This window comes from Campylobacter sp. JMF_01 NE2, from assembly GCF_027737365.1.
Classification (GTDB): Bacteria; Campylobacterota; Campylobacteria; order Campylobacterales; family Campylobacteraceae; genus Campylobacter_B.
Window position 1 is genome coordinate 228,417 of record NZ_JAOVTR010000002.1, and the last position, 21,211, is coordinate 249,627.

Consider the following 21,211-nt stretch of genomic DNA (forward strand, 5'->3'; position numbering starts at 1 on the left):
TGACCTACCCTAAATTTAGAGTTTTGAATTTTCAAAGGAGTCTTGCATGGATATTATGCTATTTGTCCAACTAGCCGTATTGCTAGCTGGTATTTACCTGGGCGTTCGCTTAGGCGGTATGGGCGTCGGATATGCCGGCGGTTTAGGTATCGTCGTTATGGCGATTATCGGTATGAAGGTGGAATTTAAAGATATTCCAGTAGATGTTATCTTGATCATCGCATCAGTTATTTCAGCGATTGCTGCTATGCAAGTTGCAGGTGGTTTGGATTATTTGGTTCAAATTGCGTCTAGAATTTTGCGCAAACACCCAAAACAAATCAATATCTTAGCGCCAGTTGTTACCTATATGCTAACAATCCTAGCAGGTACTGGTCACACAGCATTTTCTATGATCCCAGTTATCGTAGAGGTTGCTAAGGGTCAAAACATCAAACCAAGCGCACCACTATCTCTTTCAGTTGTATCTAGCCAAGTCGCAATCACTGCCTCACCTATTTCAGCTGCATTTGTTGCTATGACAGGTGTTGTTGAGCCATTAGGTGTAAGCTATCCAAAACTACTTTTCATTTGTATTTCAACAACATTTGTTGCTATGATTGTTACAGCAATTATTGTAAATACATTTTTCAAACTAGACCTTTCATCTGACCCAATCTATCAAGAAAGATTAGCAAAAGGCTTAGTTGCAGAGGTTAAAGTTACAGAATACGCAGAGCCAAAACCATTTGCAAAACGCTCAGTTGCAATTTTTGCTATCGGTGTTTTGATTGTCGTTGCTTACGCTCTTGCTATCTCAAAAAGCGTTGGTTTGGTCGAAAAACCAATCCTATCTCGCGACGCTGCTATTATTAGCTTTATGCTTACAATCGGCTTTTTTATCACAGTTTTGTGTAAAGTCGATACAGGCAAACTATTACAAGCAAACACTTTCCAAAGCGGTATGAGCGCTTGTATCTGCGTCGTAGGTATCGCATGGCTTGGAACTACATTTGTTAATGGCCACATCGATCTTTTCAAAGATGTAGCGAAAAATATCGTTAGCAACTATCCATTTGTTCTAGCTATCGTTTTATATTTCCTAAGCTGCTTGCTATATTCACAAGCTGCAACTACAAAAGTTATGATGCCAGCAGTTGCATTAGCACTTGGTATGACTAGCCCAGAGACAGCTGGACAAGTTTGGGTTTTGGTTGCTTCTTTTGCTGCTGTATCAGGTCTTTTCGTATTACCTACATATCCTACGACTTTGGGTGCTATCGCTATGGACGATACAGGCACAACAAGAGTTGGAAAATATGTATTCAATCACAGCTTCTTCATCCCAGGAACTATCATGGTCGCGCTATCAGTAGCGTTAGGCTTCTTAGTAGCTCCTGCCTTAATTTAATACTAATTTCTTGCAGAATTTATTCTGCAAGAAATTTTAAATTTTAAAATTCAGTTCTTTTGAAAAATTTCTTCGAAATTGTAAATTTGAGAAAGTATATATGAGAGCATATCTGGCGTAACATCGAGTTTGTAATCGTATTTGGAGATCAAATTTAACTCCAATGCCAAATCGCTAATTTTAAGATTATCTAAAAGCAAATCAGGCGCGAACAAATCTCCGTTAAATCTCACCACGCCACGCTCATCGTCCCCCGTGTGAATAAGCGCAAAAAGGCTTTTTAGCTCATCGTATGTTTGCACGCTTTCTAGCGCTCCACTTGGCAAAAGCTCGTTGTGCGAAGCATAAATCGCGAAAATTATCCTATCGCAAAGCTTGTTTAACGCCTCGCTTAGCAAAAGATGATTTAAGCTCTCGTTTTGGATACACATATCCTCGAAAAGCGACATACGAAAAATTTTAAAATTTCGGTAAAGTTTGCTAGAAATGTCTTGTTCGCGATACGCCGTGCGCTCTCTCATCGTCACTGGGATACCGGATTTTAGGGCGTTATAATTTAGCAGTGCGTAAAATTTGCAAAATTCCAAAAAATCCAAATCCTCAAAATAAAAGCTCTGCCACTGCGCTTCATAATCTAGGTAAAATCTCAAAATTTTTTTATCCGTGATGATGAGATATCTAGCCTCGTCATGCTCGCCAAGCCTAGCAAACGCCCTTGGAATAACCAAATTTTTATCAGGGTTTGCCTCGTTTAAAATTTCGATTATCCCTATAACCCTGCCCTCGTCTATGATATGCGCGCCATAGTCCATAAATTTCATACCCTCATCAGGCAGATATCCCAAACACGCCCCAAAAAGCCCTAGCAAATACTCATCGTTTTTGCGTATCGCGCCAGCCTTTTTGTAAAATTCACAAAACCGCTCCCACGCGATATTTAGATGAAGTCTATCAATATGGGTTTGGGCTTCGATTAAAAGATTGTCGTTGTAAAGTTTCGATCTCATTTTTCTAGTCCAAAAAGTTCTCGTATGCTAACCCCGTCATCTTCGCTAAGCACGCTAAATGCACTAATACGCGAGATTAGCAATCTATCTTCTGCGATATCAGCCCTATCCTCGCCTATGCTTAGCGAGGTAATTGCCGTTTTGCCAATCACCGCGCGCTCTTTATTCATACGCCTTAGCCCCCAGACATTGTGAAGCACGGCTGGTGCGCCCTCTATCTCACCTACATAGAGCATTACATGCCCTGGCATATAAATCACACTCGCATAAGGTTTGGCGTGTGTTTTGATCAAATTTAGCTTCTCACTCGCACTTAAATTTGCTAGCGAAAATGTCCTTCCGCGCTTTGATTGCGCCTTTGAATTCCTTGGAAGCCAAAGCCCAAAATTCGCCAAAAAATCCTTTGTCAGTAACGAGCAATCGCGCAGTAGTTTGTATCCGCCCCAGCCATATTTTTGCCCTATCAAGCTTGCGCTGATTAGTTTTGCGTTTTCGCTATTTAGCTCGGCTGGCCAAATTCTGGCAAATTTATCCTCCACAAAATACGCTCTCACGCCCTCTTTGCTAATCATCTTGCCACCATATAGCCCGCCACCAGCGAAATCATACGGCAAAATCGTCCCCGTGCGCGCTCTAAAAATTTCACGCCTACTCTCGTCATAAATCGGCGCATTATCCTGCAAAATCGCTATAAATTTCGAATTTTTATACGCGCTAGCGCCGTTTATCCCCATTTCTTGGATATCGCTAGCCTTCACCCAGCCCCACACGCCGTCATTTTGCACGAACGCCCAGACGCCGTCTTTGCTAAAATGCGAGATAAAAAGCGGGTATCCCACGCCAAGAGCCGAATTTGCCGCATAATCAAAAGGCTCGCCCTCGCCCGGCTCGCTAGGATCGCCGAAAATCGGCATATCGCTTGGGATATTTCGCAAAAGCGTGTTTTTTATGGTGATTGCTGGGATATTTACGCTACCAAGGGCTTTTTTGTTCGCATTTTCGTGCATGGCATCATACACAGCTTGCGGGTAGATGTTTCCCCCTAGATCAAAGTGCCTGCCCTTAGCGTAGTTTAGCCCCCAAAATGCGTCCTTTGGGCTAGCGGTGATTTTTTCAGCGTCCCAAACGCGAAAATACCTTTCCTTAAAATTCTCCCCGCTTGCCACGCTTTGGGCGCTCACAGGTGGCAAAATTTCCGCACTTTGCTCAAATTCCAATGCCAAAACCTCTGGATTTTCTGGGATAAATTTGGATTTTTGTGGCGCGTGTGAGGCACAACCAGCCAAAATCCACATAAATGTTATAAATATTAAAATTTGCCTTCTCAAAACTGCTACCTTTAAAAATTTTTGGCTATAATTTTGCCAAAAAACAGGATAAAATTTGATTAATTTCGTATCACAAAAGCTCAAATCACAAAATGTATTTATCACAGGCGGTGGCGGTGTAGGCAAAAGCTATGTCGTCAAAGGCGTCATCGAAGAGTTTCGCACTCACGGCAAAATCGTCATCGTGCTAGGCTCAACCGGCATTAGTGCCGTAGAAATCGGCGGTGTAACCTTGCATAGTTTTTTTAAATTTGGCATTAGCAAAAATTTTGAAGAACTCAAAAAATTAGACCGCTCGCAAAAAGCCAAAATAACCGAACTCAACAAAATTCTCTCAATTACTGATTTAATCGTGCTTGATGAAATTTCAATGGTCGGCGCTGATGTCTTTGAGATGATCGAATACCGCCTCGTAAAGTCCAAATTTAGCGGTCATTTGCTAGTAACGGGCGATTTTTATCAACTCCCGCCAGTCGTCAAAAAAGACGAGCTAAGTGCCAGCAAACAAGGCTCGCTTTTGCGTATGAGCGAGTATGCCTTTGGCACGCACGCATGGGAAGGGATGAAATTTTTCTACATAGAAATGCTAGGTTCTAAGCGCACGGACGATGAGAGTTTGTATGAAATTTTATCGCAAATCAGGCTTGGCAAAATTAGCGAAAATTTAGCCAAATTTTTGGCGAATTTAATCACTCCGCGTGAGAGTTTAGACGATAATGCGACCATAATCTCTGGGCGAAATGCCGAGGTCGATGCGATAAACGAAGCTAGGCTAGCCGCGCTAGATTCGAGGCTGTATCTGTGCGAGGGGCTGTGCGAAATCCACGAAAACTCTTACGATGATAATAAAATTTCAAAATGGCTAAATTCGCTAAATTTGAGCCAATCCCTGCGCCTAAAAGTCGGCGCAAAAGTGCTTTTTACGATGAATAAATCAGGCGAGTTTTACAACGGCGAAAGTGGCGTGGTAGAAAATATCGAGCTAAACGGCTTTGGCGAAATTGAATCTATCGTAGTGCGCAAAAAATCAGGCGCCTTCGTGCGAGTCGAGCGCGCGGGGTATGATTACAGCGAGATTAGAGCGGACGAGGACGAGGCGAGCGATTTTTTAATCGCGCGGTATTATCAATTCCCGCTAAAACTTGCCTACGCGATCACAATCCACAAATCCCAAGGCATGAGTATCGAAAACCTAGCCTGCGATATAGATAGGATTTTTGCCAACGGCCAACTCTATGTCGCGCTCTCACGCGCCACGAGCCTAAATGGCTTAAAAATCCTCTACACGCGCAAAGAAGGGCTTTACGCCTACCTTTCGCGCATAGTCAAAATCGACAAAGCCGTGGTGAAATTTTACGAAGAAAATGAATTTTTTAAAATTTATAATCAAATCGTCTAAAATGCAAAAAATAACCAAAATTTGCATTAATTTCTCATTGCAAGAGCATACAAGGAATTTCGTGGAAAAATATAAATTTGCAAATTTATACTTTTTCAAACGCTACTTGTTTGATTATTTTAAGCTTTTTAAGAAAATTTTCAATTTATACCTTGCGTATAACAAAATAGCAAAATTTGCGTGTAAAAAACATTTGAATTTAAATTTAAAACCCAAAAATTTATTTTTGTAAATTTGCTTTTTTATCTTTTTTAATTCATTTGAATAAGTTTTTACAAATTTTATATCGCTTTTTATGTCGTTGTTTTTTCTTGCATACAAAAGCAATAATATAAGCCTATTAGCCTTAAAATAGTATGCTTCGTCCAATAAGTCTATATCTTTGTCTTTTACATATTTTATAAATCGATCGCAAACTACCAAAAGCGTTCGGTGTCTTTCATCAAAACTAGAACGCATAACAGAAGTATCGGAAACTCTGTAATTATAAGTTTTTTTGTTTCCAAAAACGATTTTTTTTGAATTTAAAATAACCTTATAGATAAAGCTAAAATCTTCTCCAACCTTTTCATCTGGCAAATATCTTATATCTTTTAAAATATCTCTTCTAAAAAGCTTGTTACAGTTGCTCCAACCAAACCAATTCTCTTTTTCGTATAAAATATATTTAAAAGCAGAAATTGCGTCTAACTCTTTTTTGCTAAAATTTAGCCCGTCTGTTTCAAGTGGCATACAAACTATATCGATATTTTCATCGAATAAATTTAGCATATTTGCGATATGCTCTTTATCAATCATATCATCACTATCTACAAAGGTCACAAACTCGCCAGTTGCAATATCCAGCCCACTGTTTCGTGCCACACTAACACCGCCATTTTTTTGATGAAGCACCTTGATACGGCTATCTTGCAAGGCAAATTTATCGCAAATCTCAAAGCTTTTATCCATGCTTCCGTCATCGACTAAAATAATTTCTAAATTTTTATACGATTGATTTGTAACAGAATTTAGGCACTCATATAAATATTGTTCGGCATTATAAACTGGGATTATCACAGAAATCACTCTATTTTCAATCATTTAAATGACCTTTTTAAATTTTGTTTTATCTCGTTTTATTAAATTATCATTTTACTTTTAAAAAACAGCACTGCAAAGTGGGCATTCTCGCCCACCACGATAGACTAAATTTAAAATTTCAATTACAAAAGCCCAGCTTCTTCTTTTAGGTGTTTGGCGTAGCGCTCGCGAATTAGCGGGGTAAATTTGCCGATTTTGCCGCCATTTATCGGCTTGCCGTCAGCTTTGATGACAGGGATTGCCATCAAAGAAGCTGCGCTGATGAAAACCTCGTCCGCGCCATAGACTTCCTCCATGCTAAACGCCCTTTGCTCGACTTTTAGCCCAAGCTCGCCCGCAAAGCCCAAAATCACCTTGCGTCTAATGCCCGGCAAAATGTCGTGCGATAGCGGCCTGGTAATCAAAACGCCGTCTTTTATGATAAACGCGCTCGAACTCGAACACTCAGTCACCAAGCCGTCTTCTACCAAAAAGCACTCGAAAGCCCCAGCCTTGTGCGCTAGGTGCTTTGAGATACACTGCGCTAGAAGCGAGATTGATTTGATATCGCGTCTATGCCAGCGAATCTCAGGCAGGCTTACGATTTCGATACCTTTGGTGCCAAGGGGATTATCGAAAATCACTTTCGAAAAGGCATAGGCAAACACAGTCGGCTTCGTATCAGTATAATCGAAATCCCTAAACGCCGCACCACGCGTGATTTGCGTATAAACAACGCCCTCTTTGACGCCGTTTTTGGCGATGACTTCGTTTAAAAACGCCTCGTATTCTTCGTGAGTATATGGGATTTTAAGCTCGATTTGTGCGACAGAATTTTCAAATCTCTCCCAGAAATCGGCTTTATCGCAAATTTTGCCATTTACCACAGGTGCTGCCTCATAAATGCCGTCCCCTAGCATGAAACCGCGGTCAAATGGGCTTATCGCAGCGTCTTTGGCACGCACGATTTCGCCATTGATATAGACAAAATCATCGTTATTCATATTGGCTATCTCAAACATTACGCTCTCCTTAAATTTAAAAGGTGATTTTATCTTATAAAAATTAAAATTCAGATATAATGGCGCCAAATTTGACAAGGAAAAAAGATGAATAAAAACTGCAAAGACAAAATTTTAAATATTATGTTTCATATCTCGGATAAACCTGTGCTTTTCCGCGATTTATTGGAGGCAAACGCTGAGTTTAACGACGGTATGCTAGTCGATCCCGCTAAGCTAAATTTCAGATTTAATTATGGTCGCTCGTATGCGATTTTTGGGACATTTGCCTTTGTTTTCGTGATGTTTGCCATAGGCATTACTCACCTGCTTTTTACCAAAATCGACTTTCACTTTTCCATACTTTTTACCATTTTGCTGACCTCTGCTGTCTTTATCGGATTTGACTGTTTTAAGGCATGGGGGCGCAAGGAAATCACTAAAAATTTAATCCAAAAAGCTTGGGCAAATCACTTTTTGTATTTTCCATACGAAAAATACTCCAAACCTGTCGAAAAAATCTACAACGAAGCCCTTAAAAACGATATTGCCAAACGAGATTTAGAACAATATGTCCTAAATAAAATAGTCGAAATCAACCCAGAAGAATAAAATTTTAAAATTTGAGATATTTTGATATATTGACAATTATCGAAATGTATGATAAAATCTCGCGATTTTAAAAAAGGTAAAAAATGAAAATTGATGTAATTGAAATTTGCAAAGCACTAAACAACGAAACTAGACTAAATATCCTTAACTGGCTCAAAAACCCTGACGCGAATTTCCCACCACAAGGCAGTTCGCTTGGCGAAGTAGTCGATCTAAAAGGTGGCGTGTGCGTCAGCAGTATCCAAGAAAAGGCAGGTCTGTCGCCCTCTACCGTGTCAAACTACCTCGATATGCTCCAAAGAGCCGGGCTTTTGCTCTGCGAAAGACACGGCAAATGGACATATTATCGCAGAAACGAAGAGGCGATAAAAGAGCTAGCTAGCTATATAATCAAAGAGTTGTAACCCAAATTTTATAAATTTTCAAATTTTACTTTTTTTAAATTTACATTTCGAAAATCATAAAAATATCGAATTTTAAAAATAAGGAGAAAAAATGAACTACAACGGCACAATCTACCGCCCGCCAGTGGAGGCAAACACCCTTTTGCTCCCAATTACCGAGGGTTGTTCGCACAACTCTTGCTCGTATTGCAATATGTATGCAAATGTGAAATTTCGTATGCTAAGCCTTGCACAGGTCGAGGAATTTCTATCCGAAATCGTCAAATTTCACGGCTCATACGCGAGGGAAGCGACGCGCATTTACCTAGTAGGCGGCGATCCATTTGCGCTAGGAACGAAAAAACTTTTAGCGCGAATCGAGCTAATCAAAAAATATTTGCCAAATATCAAAACTATCACAATGTATGCTAGGATCGATAACATCACCACCAAAAGCGATGAGGAATTAATCGCGCTAAAAGAGGCTGGCGTAGATGATTTATACATCGGCATAGAAAGCGGTCTTAACGCCGTAATGCGAAATTTAGGCAAAGGTTACGACGCAGATGATAGCAAAACTCAGTGCCTAAGGCTAAATAAAATCGGCATTTCACATTGTGATTTGCTTATGCTTGGCACGGCTGGGCGTGGCATGGCAAGCGAGTCTGCACGGGCAATGGCGAGGTTAGAAAACAAAATCAAACCAAGCAAAATTTTACTAAACACAATGACCGCGTTTAAAGATACGAAGCTAAATGAGCAAATTTTAAACGGCGAATTTATCCCAGCCAGCGAAAAAGAAATTTTAGAAGAAGAGCGCGAATTTATCGCAAATTTAGAGCTTGAAGGCACATATTTTTGGGCATTGCACCCATTTGATAGCGTGAGAATTGATGGCATGCTTAACACTCACAAAGAAAAAATGCTAAGCAAACTAGACTTTGCAATCAAAACTATCGGCGAGAAAAATTTAAACAGAGTATCGATTGACGGAAGATTATAAAGGAGATACCAAGCGTTTTTGGCGCACCAAAACGGATATTTTTGCAAGGCGCGGACGGCTTTGCGGCTAGTTACGATACGCTAATGAGAGTCGCCGAACTGCTTCACAAATATGTCCCAAGCGTGGAAAGTATCCACCGATACGCTAGAATAGATAATTTCTACGACAAAAGCGCCGAGCAGATTCGAAATTTAGCCGCCGCAGGGTTTGCCGACCCATACAAAGGAAAATTTGCTAGCTTACATTAAAGAATTTATGCAAAACAGCGATGAAAAGAAGCTTAGCCAGTATCGCAAAATGATAGTTAGGGCGTTTTGAAATTTAGGCAAATTTGCGTTTTTGCAAATTTGCCACGAATTTAAAATTCAAGCTCTCTTATGCTTTGCCCCATTTTGTTGTATTTTTTCTTAAATTCCAACGGATACTCGAATTCTAGGGGTGTCGCGCCGTTTTTGCCGATACTCACAAACCTGCCAAATGGCACGCCGTTTTCATCTACCACAGAGCAAATTAGGGTTTTGTTATCATCTGCGATTATACTTTTTATGATTTTTACGATCCCACCAGCTGGGGCGAAATACGCCGAAGTGCCAAGCAGGCTAACTACGCTTTTGCCACTATTTAGGGTATTTTGCGAGGCAGTGTTTAAATCGACAGGCGAAATTTTAGCATTTATCTCGTCCTTTAAAATCACCATTTCATCGTTGTGAGTGCCTACCACTGGGGCATTTAGAGCAGAAATTTTATCTCCGCTAAATTTCGCAATCTCAAATTTCAGCCTCGCGCTATCTAGCTCGCCAGCCATGCCGATAACGCGACTAGGCGCGAAATTGCTTGCTTTTTGCGCGCACAAAACCATTAAATCAAGCGGATTTGTTACGATGATGATTATCGCATTAGGGGCGAATTTAGCTGTGTTCCTCGCGCACTCGCTCACGATTTTGGCATTTGATTTAAGCAAATCTTCCCTGCTTTGCCCCGCTTTTCGCGTAAGCCCAGCCGTGATTACGACGATATCTGCCTCCTTTAAAAGCTCTGGCTCGCTTCCAGCGCGCACTTTCACATCGCACTCACAAAGGCTCGCTAAATGCGCCAAATCCAGCGCCTTACCGCGCGCTATGTTTTCTGCGATATCCACAAGCGCGATTTCGCTGATAGATTTGGCTAAATTTTCATTTACAATCACATTGTTTGCGACATTTGCGCCGATATTTCCAGCTCCGATTATTGCTATTTTCATTAAATTTCCTCTATGATTTTGTTTAAAATTTTGCTTGGGCGCATGATTTTTTGCATTTTGTCAAATTCCAGCATAAAATATCCGCCAAAATCCACGCTTTTGCCCTGCTCCGCGTTTAATTCATCTAAAATTTGTGCCTCGTTTTCGCTAAATTTTGCATAAATTTGCTCGAATTTTGGCTCGAATTTTGCCAATTCTTCCGCCCAAAATTTAGCCAAAAAATAGTGGCTGGCGCGAATATCATTTTGCCCTACTTCGCGGCTTGGGGATTTTGCTTCATTTAAATACCTAAAAATAGCCGCATTTAGCGCATTTGCTAGGGTTTTTGCTTTTTTGTTTTGCTCTTTTTGCGCTACAAATTCCAGCGCCTCACACAGTGCCATAAACTCGCCCAAACTATCCCAGCTAAGGTGATTTTGCTCTCTCATCATAGCCACTAAATCCGGCGCAGTCCCACCAGCACCCGTCTCAAACATCGCTCCACCCTCCAAAAGTGGCACGATTGAGAGCATTTTCGCGCTACTTCCAAGCTCCAAAATCGGGTATAAATCGGTCAAATAATCGCGCAAAATATTGCCCGTCGCGCTTATGACATTTTGCCCGCTTCGAATAATCTCGTTTGTCTTGATTACAGCTTCATACGGATCTAAAATTTCAAAATTTGCGCCCTTAAATTCGGCATTTTGAGCAATTTGGCTTAGCAAAATTTCTTTTATATTTCTATCGTGCGCCCTAGCCTCATCTAGCCAAAAAATCAGCCTCTCGCCACTGATTTTAGCGCGAGAAAACGCCAAATTTACCCAGTTTTTAATCGCTTTTTCTTTGGTTTGCGTCATGCGAAAAATATCGCCTTTTTGCAAATCATACGCAAAAACCACCTCGCCATTTTCGCTTACAACCTCGATACGCCCGTCATTTTCCATGATAAAGGTCTTATCGTGCGAGCCGTATTCTTCGGCTTTTTGCGCCATTAATCCCACATTTGCCACGGCTCCGATTTTAGCAGGGTCCAAAAACCCATGCGCCCTCAAATCCTCAATCATCGCCTCGTAAATTTTAGCGTAGCTTCTATCGGGAATCGCCGCCATTGCTTCGCGCATTTGCCCGCCTTTGGTGCGTAGCTTCCCGCCGTTTCGTATCATCGCAGGCATCGAAGCGTCGATTATCACCAAATTTGGCATATCGAAATTTGTCGTATTTTCGTCGATATGATAAATTTCGGGCAAATTCGCAAACGCTTCGTCAAATTTAGCCTTTATTTGGGCGAAATTTGGCGAATTTTTTATTTTCTCATATACCCCTTTTAGCCCGTCGTTTGCATTTATGCCTAATTTCGCAAATTCATCTTTAAATTCAGCGAAAACTCCCTTAAATAGCACGCTCACAAATCGTCCGAAAATCACAGGATCGCTTACTTTCATCATCGTAGCCTTCAAATGCGCGCTATATACAAGCCCGCTTTCTTTGGCTTTTTGCGCGCTAGCGGCGATAAAATTACCAAGCTCGCTCACGCTCATAAACGCGCTATCTACGACCTCGCCAGCTTCGATTTTCAGGGTTTTTAGGCAGGTTTTCTCTCCACTAGCGCAAGTGAAATTTATGCTTAAATTTGCACCATTAGCGAAAATTTTCGATTTCTCAGAAGCGTAAAAATCGCCCCCGCTCATGCTTGCCACGCAGGTTTGCTCGCTCCCGCTCCACTGGGCGCTCCACACAGGATTTGCCCTAGCGTAGTCTTTGACGCTTTTTGCGGCGCGTCTGTCTGAGTTGCCCTCGCGAAGGACTGGATTTACCGCGCTTCCTAGCACCTTTGCATAGCGGGCTTTGATAGATTTTTCCTCGTCGCTTTGTGCGTTATCAGGGTAGTTTGGCAAAGCATAACCCTTCGCTTGAAGCTCGCTAATGCAGGCTTTTAGCTGTGGAAGCGAGGCTGAAATATTTGGTAGTTTTATGATGTTTGCGTCATTACTTTTGGTCAAATTTGCCAAAAACGCCAAATCATCGCTAGTTTTTTGCTCCTCGCTTAGATACTCGCTAAAATTCGCCAAAACCCTGCTAGCAAGCGAAATATCAGCCGTTTTTACCTCGATATTTTCCGAGCGTAAAAACGCCCCAATTATCGGTAGTAGCGAGTGTGTGGCTATGGCTGGGGATTCGTCCGTGTAAGTGTAGTAAATCGCCATAATCTCTCCTTTTTGTTATTTTGCATTTCGTGCGGCTCTGACATTGCGCTCGTGCTCGGCCTGTGTTTTGGCAAAATCATGCAAGCCTGTTTTTTTATTTCGCATGAAATATAAAAATTCAGTGCTTGCTGGCGCAAAGACCGCTTTTATCGCGTTTGGCGAGACCACGCACACAGGCTCGTGTGGCAGGCCGTCGTTTAGGTATGTGTTGTAGTGGCTAGTATCGGTGCGGATACGCGCTGGCGTAACCCTAGTGTGCGAATACAGCCCGTAATTTAGCGTGCCGTCCATTTGAAGTCGCATACCGATTTTTAGGCGGTTTTCAATTACTGAGGCTACGATTGGCATTTCATCAGCGTTTGCGGCCTCTTTTTGGATAATCGAAGCCTTGATTAGCGCCTCTTTATAGGCTGTATCGTTGCAATCGGCGCAGTATTTTTCTCTAAATTCGGCGTGAAATTTATTCGCACTCGCGCTTAAAATTTTAATGATATTTTTTTCGTTTTCGTTTTTATTAATTTTATAGGTCTCAGGCACCAAAAATCCCTCATAAAACGGCGCAGTTGCGTTGTATTCGCTCTCTAAAATTTCAAAACTTAACGCACGGGATTTGGCTAAATTTTGCAAAAATACTATCGTGGTCTCGCCAGGAATTAGCTTGATTTCGTTCATCACAGGCTTTGCGTGAGCTAGCTCGTATAAAAATCTATATTTTGGTAAATTTTCCGCGCTAAGCTCCAATTCACCGGTTTTTGCGCCACCATAAAGCGAGAGAAGTCTAGCGTGAGTTTTGCCAAATCTCGCCCCAGTCCCCAGCGATGATAGGATTTTTACCGCGCTTCCTTGCCCTACTGCGACGATTTTTGGATTTTGCGCGCTTTGGTGAAAATCCCAGAAAATAACTGCTACGAAAATTAATAAAATTTCAACTACAAAAGATAAAAAACGGATAAGCCTGCCCAAAGATTGCATAATTTTCCTTAATCAAATTTTGCGAAATTATACGAAAATAAGCCCAAATTTTGCCTAAATTTTATATTATACGCACAAATTTATTTAGCCAAAAGTTTGGAGAGCGTGTGATACGAAATATAATCTACGGATTTTTTACCATTTTGCTTTTACTTTTTATGAGTGGAATTATCTTTATAAAAACAGGGGTAAAAATCGATAAATTTGAGAATAAATTCGTCAAAATCGAGGGATTTTTTTTAAAGCTTGAAAACAATCTAATCTTGCGCGTAAAAGATCTGCAAATCAACAAAAAAGAGCTCTCAGACGCAAATCCTACGCCAAAAACCCCAGCCGAACTTAGAGAAAAAAACGAAAAACTCATCGAATATAGCAAGAAATTTACCCTTGCGATGAAATTTTTCGAGGAGATTAATATCCAAAATTTGCACATTGGCGAGGATAAAATCGAGGTTTTATACCAAAATGATGTTTTTTTTATCGATACTCGCTATTTTCGCATAAACGCAGGCCTTAGCCAGCTTAGCAACGGCCTAAAAGTAAGCGTAAATGAAATCTCACTCAAAGATTTCAACGCCACGCTTAAAGGCGAGGCTAGCGCGAATTTCAAATCCAGCATTTATGATTTTAACGGCACATTTGCTTCGCATGAAATCTCAGGCGAAATTTCTGCGCTAAATATAGGCTCGAATTTAAATTTAGAGATTTCAAACGCCCATGCCACGAGCCTAAAACGCTTTATGGACGAGCTTGGCGCGCTCACAGGCCTCAATCCTCACGCCAAAGAGTGGATTTACGGGCTGGTCGTAGCGCAGAAATACTACATCGACACCCTAAAAATCGCCATTGATTTAGACGATCCCCACGCCGATGAGAAGCGCATTTTCGCAAGAGCCAGCGCGCAGGATTTAAATGTGAGTTTTGCTAGCACCGTTTCGCCAGTTATCGCTGATTGCGCTGATATCACGCTAGAAAACGGCACACTAGATATAGCTATCGGCAATCCGACCTTTAATGACATTAGCTTAGATGGCTCTGGGGTAAAAATCAAGCAAATTTTTAGCGGAGAGCCGATTGTCGCGCTTGATTTGCGCACCAAAGAAAATATCGGCAAGGATTTGATTGATATTTTGGCGTTTTATGGCATAAATGAGCCAGTGTATGTCAGCAAGGCCGAGCAAATCGACGCACGAGTGCTAATCGACATCGACCCAGTGCATGAAAACGCAGCCCTGGATGCAAATGTGAGCCTAAAAAACGGCGAAATTATGATTTCAAAGGCAAAATTTAAAAGCTCGCATGCTAGCGTGCATATCACGGAGAAAAAGCTTGATATCAAAAACTCAAATCTACAAAATGAAATTTTCAACGCCACGGCTGACGGGAGTATCGATTTTACCACGCGTAAGGCTAAATTTAGTGGCGAGATAAAAAGCTTTAATATCACGGCTGGGGATAATGAAATTTTAAAATTCTCAAATGTCAAAGACAATCTCACGCTCGATTTTAGCGGGACTGCGCCGATTTTGCACTCGCAGTTTTTGGGCGCGGATATGAGATTTGGCGATAAAATCGACATAAATGTAGCCCAGATAAAAGATCTAATAAATTTTTCAAAAACCCTCAAAACTATCGGAATCACGGGCGGTGATGCGCACATTAGCACGGCTGATTTTTCAAATTTCACAATCACTAGCAAAAATTTGAAATTTGACTTTGGTTTGATAGAAAAAAATGGCAGGTATTACAATAGCGATAGCCTAAATTTAAAGGTCGCAGGAAGCTCGCTAAATGGCGCTACGGGCAATGGCAAACTAAGTTTTAGCAGTGGCAAGGCTGGCACAAATATCACGCTCAAAGACCTCGATATCATGATAAATACTAGCGTCCAAACCAGCGAATTTAACTCAGGCTCGAATTCTGCGCGCTCGAAATTTAACTTTTCTGGCACAAATTCATCTGTGATTTTAACCGATATGAATAAAACTATCGACTTAGTGTCGTATTCGGGCTCGCTTTCTGGCAAGGATATGAGCCTAAATGCGAAATTCAAGCAAGGCGATTTTAAGCTAATTTTCAAAAAAAGCCTATTTCAAATTTTCGCGCAAAATATCAGTGGCAGGGAGCTGAATCAAATCATCGGCTCGCAAAGCTTCGATAGTGGAAATTTCACGCTCAAAGCCAGCGGAATCGATCCGAGAAACTATCGAGGGGAGATTTTGGTCGAAAATACATTTTTGAAAGATTATATCGTCTATCAAAAACTCCTTAGCTTCCTAAACTCCGTCCCTTCGCTTCTGGCTTTCAAAACGCCAGATTTTAATGACCGCGGATTTAGCGTGAAAAACGGCAAAATTTACTTCCGCCGCAGCGAGGATAAAATCTATCTAAACGCAATGCAGTTTGAGGGCACGAGCGCAGATATCGCAGGAAACGGCGAAGTAAATCTAAAATCAGGCGCGCTAAATATTGATTTAGAGCTGAAATATCTCAAAGACGCAAGCTCGATAATCTCGAAAATCCCGCTTTTAAATCAAATAATTTTAGGCGAGGATAAGACGATCTCGACTATCATCGAAATCCGAGGCACTATGAGCAAGCCGACCTACTCGACAGCCGTTACAACAGATGTTTTAAAAACCCCATATAATCTCATCAAAAACACGCTAATGTTGCCATTTGTGATTTTTAAGGACGAGAAATGAAACAACCCCTAGACGCCAAAGAAAATTTCGCCTCTTCGCTACTTTTTTGGATGGCCAAATTCGTCAGGTATAAGCTAAGCTCGCTTTCAAACAAAGAGCTTAAAAACGAGGAGCTGTTTAGCAAAACCATAATGGCACTAGCCAAAAATGTCCCAAATATCGAAGTTCTCTCAACCCTAGCCAAAGACGCCAGAAATGCAGGGCTAACGGGCATTAATACATATTTCAACCCGCTTTTTAAGCTCTATAATGCGCTTTTATCCTACGAGCTAGAAAGCATGAAAAATATCGACGAAGAGCTTTTAAGCGAGGTTTTGGCCTCTATCACGGGAGGGCTAAGCGATGCGAGCAAAAAAAACTACCGAATCGCCGTGATAAACTTTTTTGGCTTCATCGACCGCCAAAACGAAACTAATGGCGCCTCGCACAACTACGGAATAGAGCTTAAAAGCTGGGGCGGCGTGAGCGGAAATCGTGGCGTGAAACTGCCTGAATTTCTAAGCGAAGATGAAATTTCAAAATTTATCGGCGCGATAAATAGCGCAGATTTTAAGAAATTCACCCATAGAAATCGCCTTATTTTAAAGGTGATTATCTACACAGGAATCCGCGTCGGAGAGGCGATAAACCTGCGCCGCAAGGATATCAGCGAGGACGGAGATTTGTATGTATTGCGGATACGAGGCAAGGGAAATAAATACCGCGTCGTAATGATAAAAAAACGCCTTATCCAGGGCGATTTGGACGCATTGGAAACGAATTTTGCAAACAAAGATGATTATGTCTTTACCAACAAAAAAGGCTCGGCGCTCACTCAGGCTTATATCAGCAGAATCGTAGAAAAACTGCTTTTAAGCGTAGGAATTCGCAAGAAAAAAAACGGCGCGCACATGTTGCGTCACACCTTTGCGACCATGCTTTACAAGCGCGAAAAAGATTTGGTGCTAGTCCAAGAAGCCCTAGGGCATGCGAGCCTGAATACCTCGCGCATTTACACGCATTTCGATAATGAAAAACTCCGCCTAGCCGCAATGGTAGCGGAGGATTTCTCTGGTGAGTAAAATTTGGCGTGAAATTTGTGGAATTTGAGCGTGAAATTTTGAAAATTTTGTGATTTGTCATTGCGAGGCGACGCAGTCGCCGTGGCAATCTACGAGCCAAAAATTTCGGCGCAGTATTTTTGCAAAATATTAAAATTTAGCCCAAATTCAAAAAATCGCTCAACGCTAAATTTATACGGAATTTTGAATTTAAAATTTACTAGATTTCTTTGTCAGCACCAAAACAGCTCCTCGCAATGACACGGAATTTGCGTTTTGGTGATTTAAACTCGTAGATTGCTTCGCTTTCTACGAAAACTCGCAATGACAAATCAGGCAAATTTTTCGCTATCACCCGCTCATAATGACAAAAAAATCAAAAATTCAAGCCCAAATTTTACTTGAAATTTTGCGCAAAATTTATCATAAAATTTATCATAAAATTTCACGCAAATTTCAAACAAAAAGCCAAATTTGACCCAAATTTCAGTCTAAAAGCCTGTCAAATTTGATTTTATAAATTTTATTTAGGATTGTTTGGATATCGCCAAGCGCGCTTTTGTAGCTCTCGATTTTCAAAAAATCGTCATAAACGCTAAATTTCGCATACAAGTCGTAAAAATTCTCGCCACTTCTATTTGTGATATTTTTCAGCGTCTCTTTGTGCTTTTCTAGCAGTGTCGAAATCTGCCCCGCAACCTCGAATTTAGAGCGTTTCATAAGCTCGCTATCTAAATTTTCGTCTTTGGCTTTTTCGGCTGTTTTGGCGGTGTTTATGTTCCACTGCTGGTTTCGCACATCTACACTCGCAACCCTTCTAGTGTGGTCAGCGTCAAGGTCGATTTTAGTCGGCGCATGGTATTCATCGACGCTGAAATCTTGGCCATTTAGCATGATATCGACGAGGCAAAACATAGTCTCTTTATCATTTGCGATATGCAAAACCTCGATGAGATTGTCGCTAGCGTCGTAAGCTGAGGCATAGACGAAATGAAACTCCACATCTTTTCGTCCGATTCTGGTTTTGGTATGGCATACGCCCTGATACAGCCTCGGCGCCTTGTCGCCGTAAAACCTAATGCGCCCCGCGCTGAATTTCAAAAATATATCGCCAACATCGCCAAAAAGCACATGGCCGGCTCTGAAAGTATCGACTTTGAGATTCGATAGCGAAATATTGTAGCGTTTGATACGATCGAAATTTTCATTTGCCACGCACATATCGCAGATTTCTTTGTTTCTGCCCGCCCAAAATGTCAAAATATCCTCGTTTATAAACAGCTCGCTTGCAACCACGCTATCAATCATTTTCCGCCCTTTGTAAAAAAAATAAAGTTTATATTGTATCCCCCCCCTTAAAATGGGCTAAAATTTGGAAAATTTGCGAGGAAATTTGAAAATTTTTATTGTTTTTTGTCGCGAAATAATCTTTAAAGGAAATTAATCTTAATTTTAACTTAAAGCAAATTTTTTTAACCAAGAAGTTTTTCACTACGCTCAAACTGCTGGTTTTAGGCGCTCCTTAAATTTGTTTTTGCTATAATCTTTAAGTTTAAATACGCAAGAAAATACGGTTTTAGGCGCTCCTTAAATTTGTTTTTGCTATAATAAAATAATTAAGCTATTTTATGATATTTTAGTTTTAGGCGCTCCTTAAATTTGTTTTTGCTATAATGTGGAACAAGACACACTGAAAAAGATTTAGGTTTTAGGCACTCCTTAAATTTGTTTTTGCTATAATATTGTAATTGGTGTAATTTGCAAGAGTAGTGTTTTAGGCACTCCTTAAATTTGTTTTTGCTATAATATACCCTTAGCAAAATCTGATTTTAAGGGATAAAACGAAAATTTTTATAGCAAAATATCAAAAAATAGGCTATAAAACACAAGACAAATTTAACGAGCGCCTAAAATAAGGGAGTTTTCGGTCTCCCGCAGGGTTTAAATCCCTTAGAAAAACCGAATTTTTTATTTTGGCAAATTTATAAAATTTGCCAAATTTTCTTTCTTTTACAACGCAAATTTAAAAATCTTCCAAATCATCAAAAAGCGTAAGTTGTTTTGGCTTTGATTTTTTCATCTGTTCGTCGTCTTCGCCTAGCAAAAGTTGCATTTTGTCAAACTGCTTTTCGGTAATGATAAGTGAGCGAATATTCCCTTTTGGCGGAAGTATTTTTTTGAGGCGTTCGACAGCCGAATTCGCTGCTGTTAGCCCACGCACAACCCGCATATATACAGAAAACTGCATCATAAAAAAGCCTTGTTTTAGCAAGTTGTTGCGAAATTTACTCGCCTTTTTTCGCTCGTCTTTTGTAGCGACTGGCACATCAAACATAACCAAAACTCTCATAAAATTTTCCATTTACAACCCGGCAAATTCTAGCTCGCAAATGCCACTCATAAGGCTATTTTTGTAGCTTTGCACGGTTTTAGCAATAGCCATAGCAAGGCTAAATTTCTTACCGTTTATTTTCGTAGAAACTTCTAAAATTTCAGCCAAATTCGCCTTATCTTTTACGCTCAAAAATGTATCTTTGCTCTCATCAAAGAGCTTCAAAACAAGCTCATCGCCAAAGGGACGATAGGGCTCCATTAAATCATCCGCTAGGTTGAAATTGTTAAAAATATTATCGTGTCCCACGCCAAAAATCGGCAAAAGACCACTTGCGACGATATTTCGCACCACGCACGAGCGGATTATCGCATAGACATAATTAAGGGCTGAATTTATCCAAATCGGCTCATCACGGCTAAATTCAGCCCCAAAAAGCGTTTTAAAATACTTTGCCGCCGCAATTCCTTCGCAGTTTTTAGCGTCAGCTAAAACAACTTTTTTGCTTAAATTTATTAGCTCTTCGCTTACACTTTTATCAAATTTAGCTGCCAAATTTGCTTGATTTATGATTTTCGTTTTTATTATGCTCTGCCATAAAATCGCCTTGTGTTGCTTAGTTTGGGCAATTTGCGATTTTATGACGGCATTAGCTTGATAATGCGTAAGATAGGGCATAAAAACGCCGTTTGGCGAGTGCGAAGCGTCGCAACACAAAAGGACGATTTTATGCTCCGCCAAAGCACTAAGCAGTGCCGAAGTTAGCGTGATAGCGGGGCTTTCTAAAATGATAGTGTGTATATCGGCTAGTGGCACACTTACGCTATCTTTTTCTGGTCGCTCAACGAGCAAATTCGCATTTTTTAAGCTGAGTTTTGCCTGAGCGCCTATCATCAAACTTCTAAAACTCTCATCAAACCCTGCCATAATCTAGCCTTTGTTTGGGAATTTTGGCGATGATTTTAGCTTTACGCCTTGTCTTGGTTCAAATTTACATGCGCTTATTTCTCCAAGTGGCGAGACTTTCATTTTTTCAAAAATTTGCAAACCTTGAATTCCAAGACTAGGCTGTTCGACTTTATCTTTTTTTGATATATCGCCGTAAATTTTAATCTCATCGCTTGTTAAATCGGCTTTGTTGTTACTATGTTTTGCTACTCGAATTTGAGCCGTCGTAATTCCAAATCCTTCATAATAGCACAAAATAGGATTTTCCATACCGCTTTTTTGCACAGCGATTAAATCATTTGGAAAGAGTGAAAATTTAAACTCATAGTTTTCGTCCATTTCTAGCCAATCTTTCATAACGCCATTTTTATCTTTGCCTTGCACTGCGGCACGATTTGGCAAAACTCCAAGAGCAAAATCCATAGCATAAATCGGCACTCCGTAAAATTTGCCCGTTTGCTTGTGAGCAAAAATATCCACTCGTGGCATACTATCATTTTTTACAAAACCACCATTTTTAAGCCGGATAATTCGCCTTGTTTTAAGCGCCATTTCAAATCCAGCTTCACTTTTATACTCTTTGATCATCTGCTCTTTTGAGGCGAC

19 protein-coding genes are annotated in these 21,211 nt (G+C 40.7%); 8 read left to right on the forward strand and 11 right to left on the reverse strand.

Going from position 1 to position 21,211, the window contains the following annotated elements:
• The first annotated feature begins 46 nt into the window (after window positions 1-46).
• Complete coding sequence (locus OFO01_RS04390) at window positions 47-1,390, forward strand: anaerobic C4-dicarboxylate transporter (RefSeq protein ID WP_270858974.1); 1,344 nt, start codon at window positions 47-49, stop codon at window positions 1,388-1,390.
• Between the two features lie 50 nt (window positions 1,391-1,440).
• Here the strand turns inward: OFO01_RS04390 and OFO01_RS04395 are convergent, their stop codons facing one another.
• Together OFO01_RS04395 and OFO01_RS04400 are read right to left on the reverse strand one after the other, a co-directional pair.
• The gene (locus tag OFO01_RS04395) at window positions 1,441-2,397 is read right to left on the reverse strand and encodes a hypothetical protein (protein WP_270858975.1); all 957 of its coding nucleotides are present in this window, start codon (window positions 2,395-2,397) and stop codon (window positions 1,441-1,443) included.
• Window positions 2,394-3,725: an SH3 domain-containing C40 family peptidase gene (locus OFO01_RS04400; protein WP_270858976.1), complete on the reverse strand. Its 1,332-nt coding sequence runs from the start codon at window positions 3,723-3,725 to the stop codon at window positions 2,394-2,396. Before OFO01_RS04400 ends, OFO01_RS04395 begins: the two co-directional genes overlap by 4 nt.
• Window positions 3,726-3,780: 55 nt before the next feature.
• Between OFO01_RS04400 and OFO01_RS04405 the strand changes: the two genes are divergently transcribed.
• On the forward strand, window positions 3,781-5,124 hold the full coding sequence (locus OFO01_RS04405; protein WP_270858977.1) for an ATP-dependent DNA helicase: 1,344 nt from the start codon (window positions 3,781-3,783) through the stop codon (window positions 5,122-5,124).
• Window positions 5,125-5,238: 114 nt separating this feature from the next.
• On the opposite strand, the gene OFO01_RS04410 is transcribed toward OFO01_RS04405, so the two are convergent.
• Both OFO01_RS04410 and OFO01_RS04415 read right to left on the reverse strand, forming a co-directional pair.
• The gene (locus OFO01_RS04410) at window positions 5,239-6,207 is read right to left on the reverse strand and encodes a glycosyltransferase family 2 protein (protein ID WP_270858978.1); all 969 of its coding nucleotides are present in this window, start codon (window positions 6,205-6,207) and stop codon (window positions 5,239-5,241) included.
• A gap of 122 nt (window positions 6,208-6,329) precedes the next feature.
• Window positions 6,330-7,208 (reverse strand): aminotransferase class IV, encoded by an 879-nt coding sequence (locus OFO01_RS04415; protein WP_270858979.1) that lies wholly within the window; start codon window positions 7,206-7,208, stop codon window positions 6,330-6,332.
• Between the two features lie 87 nt (window positions 7,209-7,295).
• Between OFO01_RS04415 and OFO01_RS04420 the strand changes: the two genes are divergently transcribed.
• The 4 genes from OFO01_RS04420 (at window position 7,296) to OFO01_RS04435 (ending at window position 9,433) form a co-directional block, all read left to right on the forward strand.
• Window positions 7,296-7,799: a hypothetical protein gene (locus OFO01_RS04420; protein WP_270858980.1), complete on the forward strand. Its 504-nt coding sequence runs from the start codon at window positions 7,296-7,298 to the stop codon at window positions 7,797-7,799.
• Window positions 7,800-7,882: 83 nt separating this feature from the next.
• Window positions 7,883-8,203: an ArsR/SmtB family transcription factor gene (locus tag OFO01_RS04425; RefSeq protein ID WP_270858981.1), complete on the forward strand. Its 321-nt coding sequence runs from the start codon at window positions 7,883-7,885 to the stop codon at window positions 8,201-8,203.
• 91 nt (window positions 8,204-8,294) lie between these two features.
• On the forward strand, window positions 8,295-9,185 hold the full coding sequence (locus OFO01_RS04430; RefSeq protein WP_270858982.1) for a radical SAM protein: 891 nt from the start codon (window positions 8,295-8,297) through the stop codon (window positions 9,183-9,185).
• 41 nt (window positions 9,186-9,226) lie between these two features.
• On the forward strand, window positions 9,227-9,433 hold the full coding sequence (locus tag OFO01_RS04435) for a hypothetical protein (protein ID WP_270858983.1): 207 nt from the start codon (window positions 9,227-9,229) through the stop codon (window positions 9,431-9,433).
• A 110-nt stretch (window positions 9,434-9,543) separates the two neighbouring features.
• Here the strand turns inward: OFO01_RS04435 and OFO01_RS04440 are convergent, their stop codons facing one another.
• From OFO01_RS04440 to mltG, 3 genes are read right to left on the reverse strand one after another with little or no spacing between them, the layout of a single operon-like run.
• Window positions 9,544-10,425 (reverse strand): lactate/malate family dehydrogenase, encoded by an 882-nt coding sequence (locus OFO01_RS04440; RefSeq protein WP_270858984.1) that lies wholly within the window; start codon window positions 10,423-10,425, stop codon window positions 9,544-9,546.
• Entirely contained in the window at window positions 10,425-12,608 is a 2,184-nt protein-coding gene (locus tag OFO01_RS04445) for an NADP-dependent isocitrate dehydrogenase (protein WP_270858985.1), read from the reverse strand. Before OFO01_RS04445 ends, OFO01_RS04440 begins: the two co-directional genes overlap by 1 nt.
• 15 nt (window positions 12,609-12,623) lie before the next feature.
• Complete coding sequence (gene mltG / locus OFO01_RS04450; protein ID WP_270858986.1) at window positions 12,624-13,580, reverse strand: endolytic transglycosylase MltG; 957 nt, start codon at window positions 13,578-13,580, stop codon at window positions 12,624-12,626.
• Between the two features lie 107 nt (window positions 13,581-13,687).
• Here mltG and OFO01_RS04455 point away from each other — a divergent pair, with 107 nt between their 5' ends.
• Together OFO01_RS04455 and OFO01_RS04460 are read left to right on the forward strand one after the other, a co-directional pair.
• Window positions 13,688-16,285 (forward strand): YhdP family protein, encoded by a 2,598-nt coding sequence (locus OFO01_RS04455; RefSeq protein ID WP_270858987.1) that lies wholly within the window; start codon window positions 13,688-13,690, stop codon window positions 16,283-16,285.
• Entirely contained in the window at window positions 16,282-17,346 is a 1,065-nt protein-coding gene (locus OFO01_RS04460; protein ID WP_270858988.1) for a tyrosine-type recombinase/integrase, read from the forward strand. The genes OFO01_RS04455 and OFO01_RS04460 overlap by 4 nt, the downstream gene beginning before the upstream one ends.
• Before the next feature lie 465 nt (window positions 17,347-17,811).
• Here the strand turns inward: OFO01_RS04460 and OFO01_RS04465 are convergent, their stop codons facing one another.
• The 4 genes from OFO01_RS04465 to OFO01_RS04480 all read right to left on the reverse strand — a co-directional run bounded on the left by OFO01_RS04465 (window position 17,812) and on the right by OFO01_RS04480 (window position 21,193).
• Entirely contained in the window at window positions 17,812-18,633 is an 822-nt protein-coding gene (locus OFO01_RS04465) for a hypothetical protein (protein WP_270858989.1), read from the reverse strand.
• Window positions 18,634-19,348: 715 nt separating this feature from the next.
• On the reverse strand, window positions 19,349-19,675 hold the full coding sequence (gene cas2 / locus OFO01_RS04470) for a CRISPR-associated endonuclease Cas2 (protein WP_270858990.1): 327 nt from the start codon (window positions 19,673-19,675) through the stop codon (window positions 19,349-19,351).
• A 12-nt stretch (window positions 19,676-19,687) separates the two neighbouring features.
• A complete protein-coding gene (gene cas1, locus OFO01_RS04475; protein ID WP_270858991.1) occupies window positions 19,688-20,584 on the reverse strand; it encodes a type II CRISPR-associated endonuclease Cas1 in 897 nt (298 codons plus the stop codon).
• Between the two features lie 3 nt (window positions 20,585-20,587).
• The gene (locus OFO01_RS04480; RefSeq protein WP_270858992.1) at window positions 20,588-21,193 is read right to left on the reverse strand and encodes a hypothetical protein; all 606 of its coding nucleotides are present in this window, start codon (window positions 21,191-21,193) and stop codon (window positions 20,588-20,590) included.
• Between the last annotated feature and the right edge of the window lie 18 nt (window positions 21,194-21,211).